This is a genomic window from Loktanella salsilacus, assembly GCF_024206795.1.
Classification (GTDB): domain Bacteria; phylum Pseudomonadota; class Alphaproteobacteria; order Rhodobacterales; family Rhodobacteraceae; genus Loktanella; species Loktanella salsilacus.
In genome coordinates this window covers 2,108,438-2,125,200 of the sequence record NZ_CP072994.1, presented here as the reverse complement: position 1 = coordinate 2,125,200, position 16,763 = coordinate 2,108,438, and the positions used below count along the sequence as shown (strand labels likewise).

The 16,763-nt window shown below is 58.6% G+C and carries 14 protein-coding genes; all 14 read left to right on the top strand.

What is annotated here, in order from left to right:
* The first annotated feature begins 196 nt into the window (after positions 1-196).
* Complete coding sequence (tssA, locus tag KBW81_RS10300; protein WP_254247104.1) at positions 197-1,213, top strand: type VI secretion system protein TssA; 1,017 nt, start codon at positions 197-199, stop codon at positions 1,211-1,213.
* 78 nt (positions 1,214-1,291) lie between these two features.
* Positions 1,292-1,801 (top strand): type VI secretion system contractile sheath small subunit, encoded by a 510-nt coding sequence (gene tssB, locus KBW81_RS10295; protein ID WP_254249042.1) that lies wholly within the window; start codon positions 1,292-1,294, stop codon positions 1,799-1,801.
* Positions 1,802-1,803: 2 nt separating this feature from the next.
* The gene (gene tssC / locus KBW81_RS10290) at positions 1,804-3,291 is read left to right on the top strand and encodes a type VI secretion system contractile sheath large subunit (RefSeq protein ID WP_254247103.1); all 1,488 of its coding nucleotides are present in this window, start codon (positions 1,804-1,806) and stop codon (positions 3,289-3,291) included.
* 76 nt (positions 3,292-3,367) lie between these two features.
* Entirely contained in the window at positions 3,368-3,865 is a 498-nt protein-coding gene (locus KBW81_RS10285; RefSeq protein ID WP_254247102.1) for an Hcp family type VI secretion system effector, read from the top strand.
* 81 nt (positions 3,866-3,946) lie between these two features.
* Entirely contained in the window at positions 3,947-4,756 is an 810-nt protein-coding gene (locus tag KBW81_RS10280) for a type VI secretion system accessory protein TagJ (protein ID WP_254247101.1), read from the top strand.
* Entirely contained in the window at positions 4,749-5,246 is a 498-nt protein-coding gene (gene tssE, locus KBW81_RS10275) for a type VI secretion system baseplate subunit TssE (RefSeq protein WP_254247100.1), read from the top strand. Before KBW81_RS10280 ends, tssE begins: the two co-directional genes overlap by 8 nt.
* 4 nt (positions 5,247-5,250) lie before the next feature.
* Entirely contained in the window at positions 5,251-7,125 is a 1,875-nt protein-coding gene (tssF, locus tag KBW81_RS10270) for a type VI secretion system baseplate subunit TssF (RefSeq protein ID WP_254247099.1), read from the top strand.
* Positions 7,122-8,159 (top strand): type VI secretion system baseplate subunit TssG, encoded by a 1,038-nt coding sequence (gene tssG, locus KBW81_RS10265; protein WP_367305281.1) that lies wholly within the window; start codon positions 7,122-7,124, stop codon positions 8,157-8,159. Before tssF ends, tssG begins: the two co-directional genes overlap by 4 nt.
* Complete coding sequence (gene tssH / locus KBW81_RS10260) at positions 8,156-10,852, top strand: type VI secretion system ATPase TssH (RefSeq protein ID WP_254247097.1); 2,697 nt, start codon at positions 8,156-8,158, stop codon at positions 10,850-10,852. Before tssG ends, tssH begins: the two co-directional genes overlap by 4 nt.
* A gap of 37 nt (positions 10,853-10,889) precedes the next feature.
* Entirely contained in the window at positions 10,890-13,019 is a 2,130-nt protein-coding gene (locus KBW81_RS10255) for a type VI secretion system Vgr family protein (protein ID WP_254247096.1), read from the top strand.
* A 14-nt stretch (positions 13,020-13,033) separates the two neighbouring features.
* Positions 13,034-13,642, top strand: coding sequence for a DUF6931 family protein (locus KBW81_RS10250; protein ID WP_254247095.1), 609 nt, complete (start codon positions 13,034-13,036; stop codon positions 13,640-13,642).
* Entirely contained in the window at positions 13,639-13,944 is a 306-nt protein-coding gene (locus KBW81_RS10245) for a PAAR domain-containing protein (protein WP_254247094.1), read from the top strand. The genes KBW81_RS10250 and KBW81_RS10245 overlap by 4 nt, the downstream gene beginning before the upstream one ends.
* Positions 13,945-13,953: 9 nt before the next feature.
* Complete coding sequence (tagH, locus tag KBW81_RS10240; RefSeq protein ID WP_254247093.1) at positions 13,954-15,399, top strand: type VI secretion system-associated FHA domain protein TagH; 1,446 nt, start codon at positions 13,954-13,956, stop codon at positions 15,397-15,399.
* A gap of 21 nt (positions 15,400-15,420) precedes the next feature.
* Complete coding sequence (gene tssK, locus KBW81_RS10235) at positions 15,421-16,761, top strand: type VI secretion system baseplate subunit TssK (RefSeq protein ID WP_254247092.1); 1,341 nt, start codon at positions 15,421-15,423, stop codon at positions 16,759-16,761.
* Positions 16,762-16,763: the final 2 nt, after the last annotated feature.

The window sequence follows — 16,763 nt, the reverse complement described above, 5'->3', positions numbered from 1 at the left end:
GATTGACCTGCGAGCCAAATTCCCTAAGGTAAACTAAGGCGTGATCGACAGTGATGATGATTTATCAAATCAAAATCGTGTGATCTCGCTAAGTTGGTTTCCGAGTATCACGACAAAGTCCGGCTGCCTTGCCGGTGACGAATGAAGTGATCTCGCGCGCTTTGCGCCCGGGTGGATGACGGGGGGATGCGACGCTTTGGGTTTGCTATTAACGACATTGGGCGACGACGCGCCAAGCGGCCCCAATCTGGAATACGAACAGGTTTATGCAGCCTTAGAAATGGCCGCTCAGCCTGGCGAGGAACGTCAGGCTGGCAACGATATTATCGAGGCCGAACCGCCAAATTATGCTGACGTCATCACCAAGGCGAACGCGGTCCTAGAACAAAGTCACGACCTGCGGGCGGCGGTTTACCTGGCCAATGCGGAACTTCGCGTGAATGGCCTGACTGGCCTGGCCGAGGTCACAAGCTATGTGCGCGGCTGCCTTGAGCAGTTCTGGGACAGCTGCCATCCGCAACTGGATGCAGAGGACGACAACGACCCCACCATGCGTGTGAACGCGGTGTTGGGGTTGTCGGATGCGGAGCTGGTCAAAGGGTTGCGTCTTGCCCCCCTGACGCAAAGCAATGCGTTCGGCCGGGTCACGCTGCGCGACATCGACATCGCCTCTGGCGAGGCAACGGCGAATGGTGCGGAAGACCGCGTTTTGGACAGCGCCAGCATCGCTGCAGCGTTTCAGGATACGAACAGCGATGTCCTGCAGGCAATCTTTGTGGCGGCGCGAAGCGCGCTTGATGACCTCAAGGCGATTGACCAGATCTTTGACGACAACATTCCGGGGCAGGGGCCTGATCTGGGCGCAGCGCAGAAAATGCTGCACCGTGCCGTGACACGTCTGGCGCAAGAAACAGGCGGCACCGTCGAAGCCGTGGTGGAGGCACCCGTGCAAGAGGTTGCCTCCAGCGCGCCGACTGCCAGCGCCGCACCTGCTGCGCCAACCGGCGCAATCAGCAGCCCCAGCGACGTGGCGGCGGCATTGGACAAGATTCTTGCCTATTACGCGACCTTCGAGCCTTCGAGCCCACTACCCATTTTATTAAATAGGGCCAAGCGCTTAGTGGGGGCGGATTTCATGACAATCATCATGGATATCGCACCCGGGGGCCTAGAGACGGTCAAGATGGTCGGCGGTCTGACAGACGACGAATAATCACAGCCTGTGCCCCAGCGGCGCAGGCTTTTTCATTTGGGCCGGTTCACGGCCCGAAATATCAACCAAACGGAGAGCCTGATGTCGAGTTCACAGAAGTTCATCGCACGCAACCGCGCCCCACGGGTCCAAATCGAATACGATGTGGAATTGTATGGTGCCGAAAAGAAGGTGCAACTGCCGTTCGTCATGGGAGTGATGTCCGATTTGGCAGGCAAATCGGAAGTGGCGCAGCCCGGGATTGCTGACCGTAAATTCCTGGAAATCGACGTCGATAACTTCGACAGCCGCATGAAGGCGATGAAGCCCCGCGCGGCGTTTTCCGTGCCGAACGCGTTGACCGGCGAGGGTAATATGTCCGTCGATCTGACGTTTGAAAGCATGGACGAGTTTTCGCCGGGCGCGATCGCCGCAAAGGTCGAGCCACTGAAAAAGCTGCTCGATGCACGCAACGAGCTGAGCAATTTGATGACCTACATGGACGGCAAGCCGGGCGCAGAAGAGCTGATTGCCGATGCGATGAACAACCCCGAATTGCTGAAATCGCTGGCCGCGACGCCGGCCGCCAAAGATGATGCGGAGGAATAAACATGGCTGACGAAGCAAAATCTGCAGAAGCCGGTGCCGTAGAAACGCAGGAACTGGATTTCGCCAGTTTGTTGAATAAAGAATTCAAGCCGCGCACGGACACGGCGAAAACCGCTGTTGAATCTGCGGTTAAGACCTTGGCGCAGCAGGCGTTGGAAAATACCGGATTGATTTCAGACGATGTGCTGCATTCGATCGAGGCGATGGTCGCCGAAATCGACCGTAAGCTTAGCGAGCAGATCAACCTGATTATCCACAACGAGGAATATCAGCAGCTCGAAAGCGCATGGCGCGGTCTGCATCACTTGGTGAACAACACCGAAACCGATGAGATGCTGAAAATTCGGGTGATGAACATTTCCAAAAAGGATCTGTCCAAGACGCTGCGCAAATTCAAAGGCGCGGCTTGGGATCAGTCACCGATTTTCAAGAAACTGTACGAAGAAGAATTCGGTCAATTCGGCGGAGAGCCTTATGGCTGTCTGGTCGGCGATTATCATTTCAACCATTCAGCCCCCGACGTGGAACTGCTGGGCGAGATGGCTAAAATCGCGGCAGCGGCCCATGCGCCGTTTATCACCGGTGCCGACCCCTCCTTGATGCAATTCGATAGCTGGCAGGAACTGACCAACCCGCGCGATTTGACCAAGATCACAGGTACGCCGGAATATGCCGCATGGAATTCCCTGCGCAATTCCGAGGACAGCAAATATCTGGGTCTGGCGATGCCACGCTTTTTGGGCCGTGCCGCTTACGGCGCGAATTCAAACCCTGTCGAAGAGTTTGCTTTTGAAGAAGACACAGGCAATGCCGAGTCCGAGAATTTCGCTTGGGTGAACGCGGCTTACGGGATGGCCACGAACATCAACCGCTCCTTCAAGGAATATGGCTGGTGCTCTCGGATCCGGGGGATCGAATCCGGCGGCACTGTCGAAGGTCTGCCGACCCATACCTTCCCGACCGACGATGGCGGTGTGGATATGAAATGCCCGACTGAAATCGGTATTTCGGACCGGCGCGAGGCGGAATTGGCCAAGGGCGGCCTGATGCCGCTGATCCACCGCAAAAACACAGACATGGCGGCCTTTATTGGTGCGCAGTCTTTGCACCGTCCGGCAGAATACGACGACCCCGACGCCAGCGCCAATGCGGCACTTGCGGCGCGTCTGCCTTATTTGTTCGCGACCTGCCGCTTTGCGCATTACCTCAAGTGTATGGTTCGCGACAAAATCGGTTCGTTCAAAAGCCGGGCAGATATGGAACGCTGGTTGAATGACTGGATCTTGAAATACGTCGACGGCAGCCCGGCAACATCAAGCGAGCGGACAAAATCCGAAAAGCCGCTGGCCGCTGCCTCTGTCGAAGTTTCCGAAGTCGAAGGTAATCCCGGGTACTATCAATCGAAATTCTTCCTGCGCCCACATTATCAGTTGGAGGGTCTTTCAGTGTCGCTTCGCCTTGTGTCGAAGCTGCCGTCTGAAAAGGGCTAAAGCGAATGGTGCGCGGCAGTGGGCCGCGCACCGTCTTTTAAAGCGGACATAGCCGCACAATTTAAGGAGACGACACATGGCCGTTGACATGTTTCTAGACATCGAAGGCGAAATTCAGGGCGAGTCCCAAGACAAGGAACACAAGGATACGATCGACGTCCTTGCATGGTCGTGGGGCATGAGCCAAAGCGGATCTTTCCATGTCGGCGGCGGCGGCGGTGCTGGCAAAGCCAATTTCCAGGATTTGTCGATCACGAAATGGATCGACAATTCCTCTGCCGAATTGATGAAGTATTGCGCCAATGGCGACCACTTCCCCAGCGCCACATTGTATATACGCAAGGCCGGCAAGGTCCCGCTGGAATATCTTGTCATCAAGATGGGCAAAATGATGATCACGTCAGTGTCGACCGGCGGGTCCGGCGGCGAAGACCGCCTGACCGAGAATATCACGCTGAACTTTGCCGAAGTGAAGGTTGAGTACAAAAAGCAGAAAGAAGACGGTTCGGGCGAAGCGGCGAAGGAATTCCCGTGGAACATCGCCAAGAACTCGGCCGACGTGGATCTGAAGTAATCACGACCGCGAAACAGGTGGCAAGGCGCTGGATGGTTCCAGCGCCTTGCCACACATTGCCCCTTGTCCGGAGGACAACACGTGACCGTCGATCCACGCGAATTTTTGAAGCAGAACGACCTGCAAGGTGCCCTTGCGGCGTTGCAAGATCAGGTGCGCGCCAAGCCTGGCGATGCAAAATTACGGATTTTCCTGTTTCAACTGCTGTGCGTCATGGGCGACTGGAAACGGGCGATTATGCAGCTCAAGCTGTGTGCCGAACTGGATGCTGCCGCGATCCCGATGGCGCAAACCTACCGCGAGGCGATCATCTGCGAGGTTTACCGCGAAAAGGTCTTTGCGGGCGAAAAGGACCCTTTGATTTTTGGCGAGCCGCAAGAGTGGGTCGCCCTCATGATTGAAGCCAACCGCGCGCTGGCGCAGGGCCATCCGAGTAAGGCAAACGAATTGCGCGATGCTGCGTTTGCGCAGGTTCCGGATGCCGGCGGCACGCTGAATGGCGAACGGTTCGATTGGGTCGCCGACGCCGATATGCGCCTTGGGCCGCTGCTGGAAATCATCGTCAACGGCAAATACTTTTGGATGCCGTTCAGCGCGATCAGCACGCTGACCGTGGACGCACCCGAAGACCTGCGCGATTCCGTATGGACCGCGGCAAACCTCACCTTGCAGAACGGCAGCGGCTTTGTGGCGTTGATCCCGTCCCGCTATGTCGGCACCACGGCGTCCGGTGATCCAATGGCGATGATGTCGCGCACCACCACGTGGACCGACCTTGGCAACGACACCCATGTTGGCACCGGGCAACGCCTGCTGACGACAGGGGATAGCGATGTGGCGATCATGGACCTGCGCGAACTAAAGATGGATGCGGTGATGACGGATGGCTGACAAGACCATCACCGAACGCCTGCAACCGTCCTTGCTGGATCGGTTGACGGATGACGAGCCGGGCAACAAGACCGAGAGCCGCGATAGCCGTGTGATCAACCTTGGCCGCCTGCGCGACATCGTGCGCCGCGATCTGGCTTGGTTGCTGAACAGCAGCAATATGGATTCAATCCTGGATTCAGAGGCCTATCCCCATACCTCGCGGTCGGTTCTGAACTACGGCATCCGGGATGCCTCTGGTGACTTTTCGACGGAGAATCGGGCCGACGCGATCCGTACGGCGATCGAGCTGGCGATTACCCGGTTCGAGACGCGGATCATTCCCGGTACCTTGGAAGTCACAATGCGCGAGACCAAAGAACGCAAGCGGGCTGTCGTGGATTTCGACATTCACGCGGATATGTGGGCGCAGCCTGTCCCGATGGAGCTGTATCTGCGCTCTCAGGTGGATCTGATCACCGGTGAGCTGTCCTTGGATAGCAGGGCGTAGCGTCATGGATACACGCCTTCTTAAACACTACGAGGCTGAACTGGCCTACCTGCGCGAAATGGGCGCGGAATTTGCCGGGTCGTTCCCCAAGATCGCGTCGCGTCTTGGCATGGACGGGGTCGAGGTGTTGGACCCCTATGTCGAACGCCTGCTGGAAGGCAGCGCATTCCTGTCGGCTCGCGTGCAGCTGGAACTGGAAATGCAGTATCCGGCCTTTACCACGCACCTGCTGGAAATCATCTATCCGCATTATCTAGGCCCGACGCCGTCAACGATGATCGCGCAACTGCACCCCGATATGAGCAACGCTTCGTTGGCCGACGGTCATGTGCTGCCGCGCCATACCACGCTGCGGTCACGGCTGGTCGAAGGGGCGCAAAAGGGATGCATTTATCGCACGGCGTCTGACCTGACCCTTTGGCCGATCGAGATTGCAGAGGCCGAATATATCGATGGGCGCGGCGAGCTTGTCGCCGCCGGCGTCGCGGGTGACAGCGATGCGCGCGCCGCCGTGCGTCTGCGCCTGCGCCGTCATGGCGGTGCACCAATCGGTGAATTGCCGCTGGATAAGCTTAGTTTGTTTCTGGGCGGCAAGGGCGTGCGCGGCTGGCAGTTGCATCAACTGCTGTGCACTGAAACGACGGGCGTTGTGGCGCGCGGCGTTGATCGCCGGGCGGATTGGACGGTGCGCCTGACGGGGGGCGTCGTGCCGCGCGGGTTCGAACGCGACGAGGCGCTGCTAGAAACCCCAAAGCAAAGCTTTGACGGATACCGCTTGCTGCAAGAATATTTTGCAATGCCCGAACGGTTCCATTTCGTGGATGTGACCGGGCTCTCTGCCGGTTTGGCGCGAACCACGGATGACGCGATGGACGTCTATATCCTGCTGCGCGACGGCCTGCCTGATATTGCATCTGGCATCACCGCAGAGGCGTTCTCCCTCAATTGCGTGCCAGCCATTAACCTGTTCGAAAAGCGTAGCGACCGGGTCCACATCACATCGCGCGACGTGGCGCATCATGTCGTCGCTGACCGCACCAGCCCGCTGGATTTCGAGGTTTTCTCGATCTTGTCGGTCAAGGGGATCAACGGCGAAGGGCAGGACGACATCACGTTCCGGCCGTTCTATTCCGCCGACGATTTCTCGCCTGCTGGCGATAGCCACGCCTCTTATTACACGGTCACGCGCAAGATGCGGCAGCGCACCGAAAAGGAACGCCTGAAAGGCGCGCGCACCAGCTATCTTGGCTCGGAAACCTACCTTAGCTTGGTCGACCGGAACGAGGCACCTTATCCCGCAGACATGAACCAGCTGTCGGTGCGGGCACTGGTGACGAACCGCGATCTGCCGATGATGCTTCCGACCGGAGAGACGGATTTGTTCCATCTGCCCGACGGCGGCCCGGTGCAGTCGATCACGACCCCCGTCAGCCAAACACGCCCGCGTCCGACTTTGGCGCAGGGCGATGCGGCGTGGCGATTGATCAGCCATCTGAGCCTCAACTACCTGTCCATTGCTGACACCGATCAAGGCGAAGGCGCGCAGGCGCTACGCGAACTGGTCGGCCTTTATGCACCCAAGGGCGACCGCGGGATTATGTTGCAGATGGAAGGCATCGTATCAGTATCAAGCCGCCCCATCGTGCGGCGGATCAGCGACGGGGTGCTGTCCACAGCGGTGCGCGGTCTGGAAATCACACTGGTCTTTGACGAAAGCTTTTTCGAGGGCACCAGCGTCTATCTGCTGGGTGCCGTGCTGGAACGGTTCTTTCGTAAGTATGTGACGATCAACAGTTTTACCGAAACAGTCCTGCGCACACAACAAAACGGAGAAATCGCGCGATGGCGACCAGAGACAGGTCTGGGGCGGATCATTTGACGCATTTCCAGCGCCTGATCGACGACCCCGAGAGTCATCACATCTTTCTGGCTTTGCGCATTATCGACGCGCAGTTCGGTGATGCGCCCCGCATGGGCGAATCCCGCCGCCCGCGTGAAGACGCGGTGCGTTTGGGACAAGAGCCGCGCATGGCGTTTCCGCCCACCACAATCAGTGCCTTTAAAGCCCCCGGCACCGCGCCCGGCAAGCTGACGAACCGGTTCTTTGGCTTTTTCGGCCCGCACGGCCCGCTACCGCTGCATCTGACGGAATACGCACGCGAGCGGCAGATCAACCACCGCGATCCGTCCTTTGTCGCCTTTGCGGATATGCTGACCCACCGGCTGATGTCGCTGATGTATCGCGCTTGGTCCACGGGGAACCCGGCGGTTGATTTTGACCGCGGCACGGACACTGAATTTAGCCGCCACGTTGCCGCATTGGCCGGGTTTCACGGCACGGCATTAACCCAGCGCGACGCGATGCCGGATCTTGCCAAACGGCACTTTGCCGGACTGATGGGCTCTGCCGTTAAAAACGCCGAAGGGCTGGTCGCGATCCTGTCCGGCTTTCTTCAGGCGCCTGTGCGGATGCAGGAATTTATCGGATCGTGGCTAGAGCTTGAGGCAGACGATCAGTGGCAGCTTGGTAAAGGTGGCGGGCTGGGACAAACCACCAGCATCGGTGCCCGCGTCTGGAGCCGGAACGCAAAGTTTCGCCTGATTATCGGACCCGTGCCGCTGGCCGACTACCAACGCCTGCTTCCAGGTCAGCCGACGATGAACAAGCTGGCCGCGATTGTTCGCAACTACGTTGGGGACGCGCTGGATTACGACGTGAACGTCGTGCTGAAGGCGTCCGATGTGCCGCAATCCGTCTTGGGGCAATCGACCCAGCTAGGCCTGACCAGTTGGCTGGGGCCGCGCAAAAGTTCGGCCGATGCCGGCGAGCTTTATCTTGAACCGCAACATCTTGGCGAACGGGCCCCGCGCGACATCGTCGCGCCCCGTGTAATCAAAGGAATGAACCCATGACAGAGATCAGCCGCGTCGCCCTTTTTGGCAAGCTTAATGCGCTTGGGTACAAATCCGTCGAGGGTGCCACGGTCTTCTGCAAAATGCGCGGCAATCCTTATGTGGAAATCGTACATTGGCTGGCGCAGATCGTGCAGCTGCCGGACAGCGATTTCAAACGGATCATGGATCACTACAAGATTGATACCGGGCGGCTGGCTGCGGATATGACGGCGGCGCTGGACGCTTTGCCGCGCGGGGCCAGCACGATTTCCGATCTGTCGCAGCACCTAGAGGACGCGATGGAACGGGCGTGGGTTTATGGCTCGCTGCTGTATTCATCGTCGCAGGTGCGCACCGGGCATCTGGTACTTGGGATGATGAAGACCAAGAATTTGCGCAATATCTTTCTTGGGATTTCACGCGAATTCGCGCGGATTTTGCCCGATGATCTGGCCGATAACTTTGCCACTATTACCGATGGATCACCCGAAGAACGGCTGGTGCCCCAAGACGGGTCCAGCACGGGCGGCGGCGCTGTCCCAGGAGAGGCCTCTGGCGCGATGTCGCCGGCATCAATGGGCAAGGAAGAGGCGCTAAAGCAGTTCTGCACCGATATGACCCAGCAGGCGAAGGACGGTAAAATCGACCCCATCGTCGGGCGCGACGAGGAAATTCGCCAGATCGTCGACGTGTTGATGCGGCGCCGGCAAAACAACCCGATCCTGACCGGTGAAGCCGGCGTTGGTAAAACCGCCGTCGTCGAAGGCTTTGCCCTGCGGATTGCGCGCGGCGACGTGCCGCCCGCGCTGCAAGGCGCGCGGCTGCTTGCGCTGGATGTCGGCCTTTTACAGGCTGGTGCGAGCATGAAGGGCGAGTTCGAGAACCGGCTGAAGTCGGTGATCGAGGAAGTTCAGGCCTCTACCACGCCGATCATCATGTTCATTGACGAGACGCACACGCTGGTTGGCGCGGGCGGCGCGGCGGGTACTGGTGATGCGGCGAACTTGCTGAAACCTGCATTGGCGCGGGGCACGCTGCGGACTATCGGCGCGACGACATGGGCCGAATATAAGAAACATATCGAAAAAGACCCGGCACTGACCCGGCGTTTTCAGGTCGTCGCCGTCGAAGAGCCCGGCATCGCCAAGGCCATCATGATGATGCGCGGCATCGCGTCGATGCTGGAAAAGCACCACAATGTGCAGATCCTAGACGAGGCGATTGCGGCGGCGGTCGAACTGTCGGCGCGCTATATCCCTGCGCGGCAACTTCCCGATAAATCCGTCAGTGTGTTGGACACAACCTGCGCCCGCGTGGCGATCAGCCAACACGCCGTACCGGCAGAGGTGGACGACGCCCGCAAGCGCATCGATTCACTCAATACCGAAATGGATATCATCGGCCGTGATGAAACGGCAGGCTTTGACGTGGCCGAACGGCGAGCAGGTGTGCAGCTGATGCTGGACGCCGAACAGCAGCGTTTGGCTGATCTGAACGTGCGCTGGGACGCCGAAAAGGCTGTCGTCAAAGACATTTTGGACCTGCGGGCTAAGCTGCGCGACGACGGTGCCCCGGTGGACGGGGCAGAGGCCGAGGCGCTGGCTGAGTCCAGCGATGCGGACCGCGCCGAATTGATGACCCAATTGCGCGCCAAAAACGCAGAACTGCACGCATTGCAGGGCGAAATCGCCTTGATCCTGCCGATTGTCGATCAGCAGGCCGTGGCCAGCGTCATCGGCGACTGGACCGGCATTCCGGTCGGCAAGATGGTCAAGGACGAGCTGGACACAGTCCTGAACCTTGAAACCCATTTGGCCAAACGCGTGATTGGCCAAGATCATGCGATGAAGATGATCGCCAAACGTATCCAAACCAGCCGCGCCGGGCTGGATAACCCTAACAAACCGATCGGTGTTTTTCTGCTTGCTGGCACATCCGGCGTCGGCAAAACCGAAACCGCGCTCGCCTTGGCAGAGGTGCTCTATGGCGGCGAGCAAAACGTCATCACCATCAACATGAGCGAATACCAAGAGGCGCATACGGTTAGCTCTCTGAAAGGCGCGCCTCCGGGGTATGTGGGCTATGGCGAGGGCGGCGTGCTGACCGAAGCGGTGCGGCGCAAACCTTATTCGGTCGTGCTACTGGACGAGGTCGAAAAGGCCCACCCGGATGTGCACGAGGTGTTCTTTCAGGTCTTTGACAAGGGCGTCATGGAAGACGGCGAGGGCCGCGTGATCGATTTTAAGAATACGCTGATCCTGCTGACGTCTAACGCGGGGTCTGACCTGATTATGGACCTGTGCATTGATCCAGAACTGATGCCGGATATCGACGGGCTGACCAAAGCCATGCGCGATCCGCTTTTGAAGGTCTTCCCGGCTGCGCTGCTCGGGCGCATGGTAACCATCCCGTATTATCCACTGTCGCCGGATATGATCGGCAAGATCACAGCGCTGCAATTGAACCGGATTCAAAAGCGCGTCACGGAAAACCACAAAGTGCCATTCAGCTATACCGATGCGGTCGTGACCGAAATCGTAAGCCGCTGTCAGGAACTGGAATCCGGTGGCCGCATGATCGATGCAATCGTGACGAATACAATGCTGCCCGACATTTCGGCCGAGTTTTTGAACCGGATGATGCAGGGCAAAACGGTCAACCGGGTCGCGATTGACGTCGAAGACAACAATTTCACCTATCATTTCGACTAAACTCAAACCGCCCCGCGCCTAACCAAAAGAGGAACCAATGGCCACGCTGTTCAATTCGGCCTTTACCTTTAAGGGCCAGAAAAACCCGCAGGATATCAAACTGCTGGCGACCGCTATTGAAGGCGGGATCAGCACTGTGCCCGTCGCTTTTGTCGAGTTTCTGGCAAAGGACAAGGCGCTGGACCTAGGAGACATTGTCGGCACGCAGGCTGGTGTTGCGATGTCCGGGGAAAAGGGCGGCACGCAGCGGTTCTGGGGCACTTGCATCAGCGCCGAGGCGAAAGGCGTTGTTGATGGCCGGGGCCGCTACCTTATGGAATTGCGGCCTTGGCTTTGGTTTCTGACACGTTCGCGGAACAATCGCATTTTCCAGCAGATGAAGGCGACTGCGATCATTCAGGATATTCTGGGCGACTACGGCTTTAGTGGCGACCTGGCCATCAAACACTCGAATACCGACATTGAACGGGAATATTGCACGCAATATCGCGAAACCGATTATGACTTTATCGTCCGCTTGTTAGAGGACGAAGGGTTCTATTACTATTTTGACCACCAAGAGACCGGCGTGAAGATGATTATCGCCGATCAGGTCAATACCCACGAACCCCCGACCGCCGATGACAATGTGCCATTTCGCGAACTGCAGGGCGGGGGGCGGATTGAACATTTCGGTCAATGGGGCGCGGTAGACCGGGCTGTCACAGGCAAGGTAACGCTGCGCGATTATGATTTTGAAAAGCCAACGTCTGACCTGACCGTCAGTGCGTCCATCGAAAGCGGATCGCACCCGTATAAGGGTTATGAGGATTACCGCTATCCCGGTGGCTATATCGCCGCCGACAAAGGAGAGAGTAAGGCCGCCGCTTTGATCGAGGCACAGGCGGCGGGCCATAAGACATGGCGCGGGACGGGCAATATTACGCATTTGACGCCGGGCAAGGTGTTCGAATTGACCGATCATCCGCGCCACAAAACCTCCGCTGACAGCGTGTTTATGGCCACGAAAGTCACGCAGTTTTTCCGCTCAGAGGTGGACACCGACAAGCTGGGGGAAACCCTATTGCAGGGCTTGTATGCATCCACGATTGCCGCGCAGGAAAACGTGACGATGACCTGCGAGGCAGTACTGAAATCCAAACCGTTCCGGATGCCTGCCAAGGTGCCGCGCCCCCAGATGTCCGGCGTGCAGACCGCAAAGGTCACTGGCAGCGCTGGCGAGGAAATCACGGTTGATAAATATGGCCGCATCAAGGTGCAGTTCCATTGGGACAGGTCCGGTAAAATCGATGAAAAGTCGTCGTGCTGGGTGCGCACCATGATGCCGTGGACCGGTAAAAACTGGGGTATGGTGTCTTGGCCGCGCGTTGGGCAAGAGGTCGTTATTCAGTTCGAGGAAGGCAACCCGGATCGCCCGCTTTGCGTGGGGATGCTGTACAACGCCGACACGATGCCGCCCTATGAATTGCCCGGCAACGCGACGCGCAGCGGGATCAAGACCAACAGCTCTAAGGGGGGCGGCGGTTATAACGAGTTGATGTTCGAGGATAAGGCAGGCGACGAACTTGTCCGCATTGGCGCGGAAAAGGACTTTGTCCAGACCGTCCAGAATGCGGCCCATGTGCGCGTCGGATATGCCCAAGAAAAAGATACGAAGGTCGCAGCAGCCCAAGACAAACGCAGCATGAAGCTAGAGGTGGAAAACCACCTTGATGAGATTGTCGATCAGGGTGACCATAGCTTTGAGGTCAAGACCGGCAGCCAGACGATTAAGATCAAGACCGACAAGACGGAAAAGATCGAAGGCAAGTCAAAGCTGACTGTGACGGGTGATGTCACAGAAGACATTGAATCCGGTGATTTTTCGCAGACGGTCCAATCCGGAAATGTGGACCGCAAAGTTAGCCGCGGCAATGAAACTGTCAAATTGGGCACCGGTAATTTTTCCGTCAAAGCCGATGCGGGCAAGATCGACCTGACCGCGATGACCTCTATCACGCTGACCGTCGGGCCAAGTTCAATCAAGATTGCCCCGGATGGCGTGACGATCAAAGGGCCGATGATCACCATCGACGCAAGCGCGTCGGTCGCGATCAAGGGTGCGATCACCGAGGTCAAAGGAAGCGGGATGCTGACCCTGAAGGGCGGCATGACGATGATCAATTGATGAAAGGGGCAGGGATGACCAATCGGTTCGACGATCTGAAAAAAGTGCCCTCCCAACCAGCGGTGCGCCTGTTGGCCATGGAAAGCGCCAAGCTGACGACAAAGCTGACGACACCGGCGAACGCGAGTGTGTCGGACGTTATGACCGCCTTGGCGGGCGAGGCGGCTTATGTGGATATGCTGCGGCTGATGTCCGTGGCCTTGCCTGCACGAGAGCGGACGTGGTGGGCGTGCCTCGCGGCGCGCGATCTAATCGGTCCGGTGGACAAAGTGCCGCTACCTTTGGAGCTGGCAGAAGGATGGGTGCGCAAACCAAGCGATGCAGCCCGCACGGCGGCCCGCAATGCTGTCGACCTTGCCGATATTGATGATGAAACAGTGCTCTGCGCCACCTGTGTGGTGTTTTGCGATGACAAGCTGGGGCCGGGCGATCTAGCGCAATATCCCGGACCGCCGGGGGCCGGGGCCGTTGCTGCCTTTGCCATAAACGTCAAGGCTTTGGCCTGCGGGGCGGGCTTCGGGGAAACCGCTGACGTGCTGATCAATCGCGCCTTGGACATCGCGCGCGGCGGGAACGGCCAACTGGCACTGCCACCACGACCCAAGAAGGAACCCACAGCATGATGCCCTGCGCCCGCATAACGGACATGCACGTCTGCCCGATGGTGACCCCCAGCGTGCCGCCGATCCCGCACGTCGGCGGGCCGGTTGCGCCGCCCGGATTGCCGACTGTGCTGGTCGGATTGCTGCCAGCGGCCCCGATGGGCAACATGGCGATTTGCGTCGGCCCGCCAGATGTCTTGGCCAAGGGATCGGCCACAGTATTGATCGGAAGCAAGCCCTGCGTGCGCATTGTCATGGATACAACGGCGCATGGCGGTATGGTGGCAGGACCCGGCTGTCCGACGGTAATCGTAGGTGGATAAGACGTTAAAATGACTGTGACTTTGCATTTCCAATCGACTGGCATGATGCCAACCAACGGCAAACCGTTCCGCATGGTCGGCGGCGCGATGACGCTTGGCCGGTCGGATCAAAACGACATGGTGCTGCCGGACCCGGACAAGGCGATCTCTGGCCGGCACTGTGCGATCGAGGACCACGGCGGCAATATCGTCGTCATTGATTTCAGCACCAACGGTACCTTTTTGAACTATGGCAAAATGCCTTTGGGCAAGACGCCGACGCCCTTGAACGACGGCGATATCCTGTCGATTGGCCGGTACGAGTTGTTGGTGGAAATTGCAGCGGCGGACACCGGGCCAGTCTTGACCGATCCTATGGATGACTTCACATCCGGCCCCGTATCATCCCCCCCCTTCGCTCCTGCCGCGACTGCGGCAACGGGCGGCGATATGGCGGATTTCATGGACCCGTTAGGGGATGACGACGATTTTCTGGACGATTTGCTGGGCGGCCCGATTGCCGGGCCATCGGGCATCCAGCGCGATGTGTTGGGTGATGATGGTTTGTTGCCGCCGCTCGGCGATGACGACGATGATTTTCTCAAACCAGCGCCAGAACCTGACCGTCCAGCGCAATCGTCCCATTCGTCGTCAATGTCGGACATGATCCCAACACCCGCCCCGGCGACCAGTACCATCCCGGACGATTGGGATCTGGATGTACCCTCTGGTGCCGACGACCCCTTTGCCTTGCCAGATGTGGTGCCTGATGTTGTGCCGGACCTTATACCGGACACGTCGCCACCGCCGCCTGTGATACCTGCAGCGCAGGAACCGGTGTTTGCCGACATTCCTGCACAGGCTGCTGCAACGCAGCACTCGGGCGGATCAGATGACGCGGCACGCGCCTTTTTAAAGGCGCTGGGTGCGGACGATCTGAACATTCCCGACGCAGAGCTGGCACAGACGATGACCCGGCTGGGCGGCGTTCTGAACACGATGATCGGCGGGGTCCGCGAAATCCTGATGACGCGGCAGTCGATCAAATCCGAATTCCGGATGCACCAAACGGTCATTTCGGCGGGCGCGAACAACCCGCTGAAATTCTCGGTCAGTGTGGATCAGGCGATCAACGCGATGGTGCGCCCTGCGGTCAAAGGCTATCTGCCCGCCGCCGCCGCCGTTTCAGAGGCGCTGGACGATATCAAAGCCCACGAGGTGGCGATGATGACCGGGATGGAGGCTGCGCTGAAAGGCGTGCTGGCCCGGCTGGACCCCAAGCGGCTGACAGAACGCATTGCGGCAGATAGCAGCTTGCGGTCCGTGCTCAGTAACAAAAAGGCCCGCTATTGGGACGTGTTTGAAACCCAGTATTCCGAAATTTCGGATCAGGCGGAGAACGATTTCCACGAGCTGTTTAGCAAAGAATTCGCGCGCGCCTACCAAGACCAGCTCGAAAGGCTCAAGACCAAATGATGGATACAAGAAGGAGCGTTTATGTCTTGGGATAGCAAGGTTTTGTGGACTGAGGGCCTGTTTTTGCAGCCCCACCACTTTCAACAGGCCGACCGCTATACCGAAGCATTGGTTGCGGGGCTTGCCCGCCGGATTACGCCCTATGCATGGGGTGTCTCGGCGCTTGAAATTGATATGGACGTCCTGAAGGTTGGGCAGTTTGCGGTCAAATCCTGCGCCGGACTGACCCAAGACGGCACTGTGTTTCGTGTGCCTGGCGCCGACGATCACCCCCCCGCGCTAGAGGTCCCGCCCGGCACTAAGGACTGCGTTGTTTACCTGAGCATCCCGCAGCGCCGGGAAGGCGCGGCAGAGGCTGATCGCACCGGGGCCGAATTGTCCAACACCCGGTTTCGCATGGCAGAACTGGAAGTCACGGATACCGCCGGGTCCGGTCGCAAGGCCGCCATGCTGACCGTCGGCAAGCTGCGCCTGCAATTTGCGCTGGATGTCGACGATCTTGCGGATCGCCTTGTGATCCCCATTGCCCGCATCGTCGAGGTCCGGTCGGACCAAGAGGTCATCTTGGATGGATCGTTCATTCCGTCCTGCCTTGATATTCGCGCCGCCGCGCCGCTGATCGGCTTTTTGCAAGAGCTTGAAGGTTTGCTAGCGCACCGCATGACCGCGCTCGCTGGGCGGATTGCGCAAAATGGGTCGGCCAAGGGTGCGGCGGAAATTCAGGACTTTTTGCTGCTGCAATGCATCAACCGGCTGTTGCCCGTGATGCGGCACAGCTTGGCGATTGAAAACGTGCATCCGGTTCAATTCTACCGCGATTGCGTGGCGCTGGCTGGTGAGCTGTCGACCTTTATGGCCCCGCAGAAACATCCGCCTGAATTTTCGCCCTACCAGCATCATGATCTGACGCTGACGTTTTCGACGGTGATCCGATTGCTGCGGCAGTATCTGTCGTCCGTGCTGGAACAGACCGCCGTGTCGATCCCGCTAGAGCCGCGTAAATACGGCATCTCGGTCGGGGTGATTGCGGATCGCAAGTTGATCAGCACGGCGGGCTTTGTGTTGGCTGTCAGTGCCGATGTGCCAGGCGAAAACCTGCGCCGCCACTTTGCCGGGCAGGCCAAGATCGGATCGGTCGAGGAAATTCGCCAGTTGGTCAACTCTGCCCTGCCGGGGATTCCCATGCGGCCGTTGCCCGTGGCACCGCGCCAAATCCCTTACAGCGCAAATGTGGTATACTTTGAATTAGACAGCGACACGCCGATCTGGGGCAAGATGACAACCTCTGGCGGGATCGCGGTGCATGTCTCGGGTGAATACCCGGGGTTAAAGATGGAGCTCTGGGCCATTCGGCACGGGTAGGA

What these genes read in the sequence shown, in the direction of transcription:
- tssC (WP_254247103.1), top strand. Translation starts at nt 1,804, where the DNA reads ATGGCTGACGAAGCAAAATCTGCAGAAGCCGGTGCCGTAGAAACGCAG.
- KBW81_RS10285 (WP_254247102.1), top strand. Translation starts at nt 3,368, where the DNA reads ATGGCCGTTGACATGTTTCTAGACATCGAAGGCGAAATTCAGGGCGAG.
- tssE (WP_254247100.1), top strand. Translation starts at nt 4,749, where the DNA reads ATGGCTGACAAGACCATCACCGAACGCCTGCAACCGTCCTTGCTGGAT.
- tssF (WP_254247099.1), top strand. Translation starts at nt 5,251, where the DNA reads ATGGATACACGCCTTCTTAAACACTACGAGGCTGAACTGGCCTACCTG.
- tssH (WP_254247097.1), top strand. Translation starts at nt 8,156, where the DNA reads ATGACAGAGATCAGCCGCGTCGCCCTTTTTGGCAAGCTTAATGCGCTT.
- KBW81_RS10255 (WP_254247096.1), top strand. Translation starts at nt 10,890, where the DNA reads ATGGCCACGCTGTTCAATTCGGCCTTTACCTTTAAGGGCCAGAAAAAC.
- KBW81_RS10250 (WP_254247095.1), top strand. Translation starts at nt 13,034, where the DNA reads ATGACCAATCGGTTCGACGATCTGAAAAAAGTGCCCTCCCAACCAGCG.
- KBW81_RS10245 (WP_254247094.1), top strand. Translation starts at nt 13,639, where the DNA reads ATGATGCCCTGCGCCCGCATAACGGACATGCACGTCTGCCCGATGGTG.
- tagH (WP_254247093.1), top strand. Translation starts at nt 13,954, where the DNA reads ATGACTGTGACTTTGCATTTCCAATCGACTGGCATGATGCCAACCAAC.
- tssK (WP_254247092.1), top strand. Translation starts at nt 15,421, where the DNA reads ATGTCTTGGGATAGCAAGGTTTTGTGGACTGAGGGCCTGTTTTTGCAG.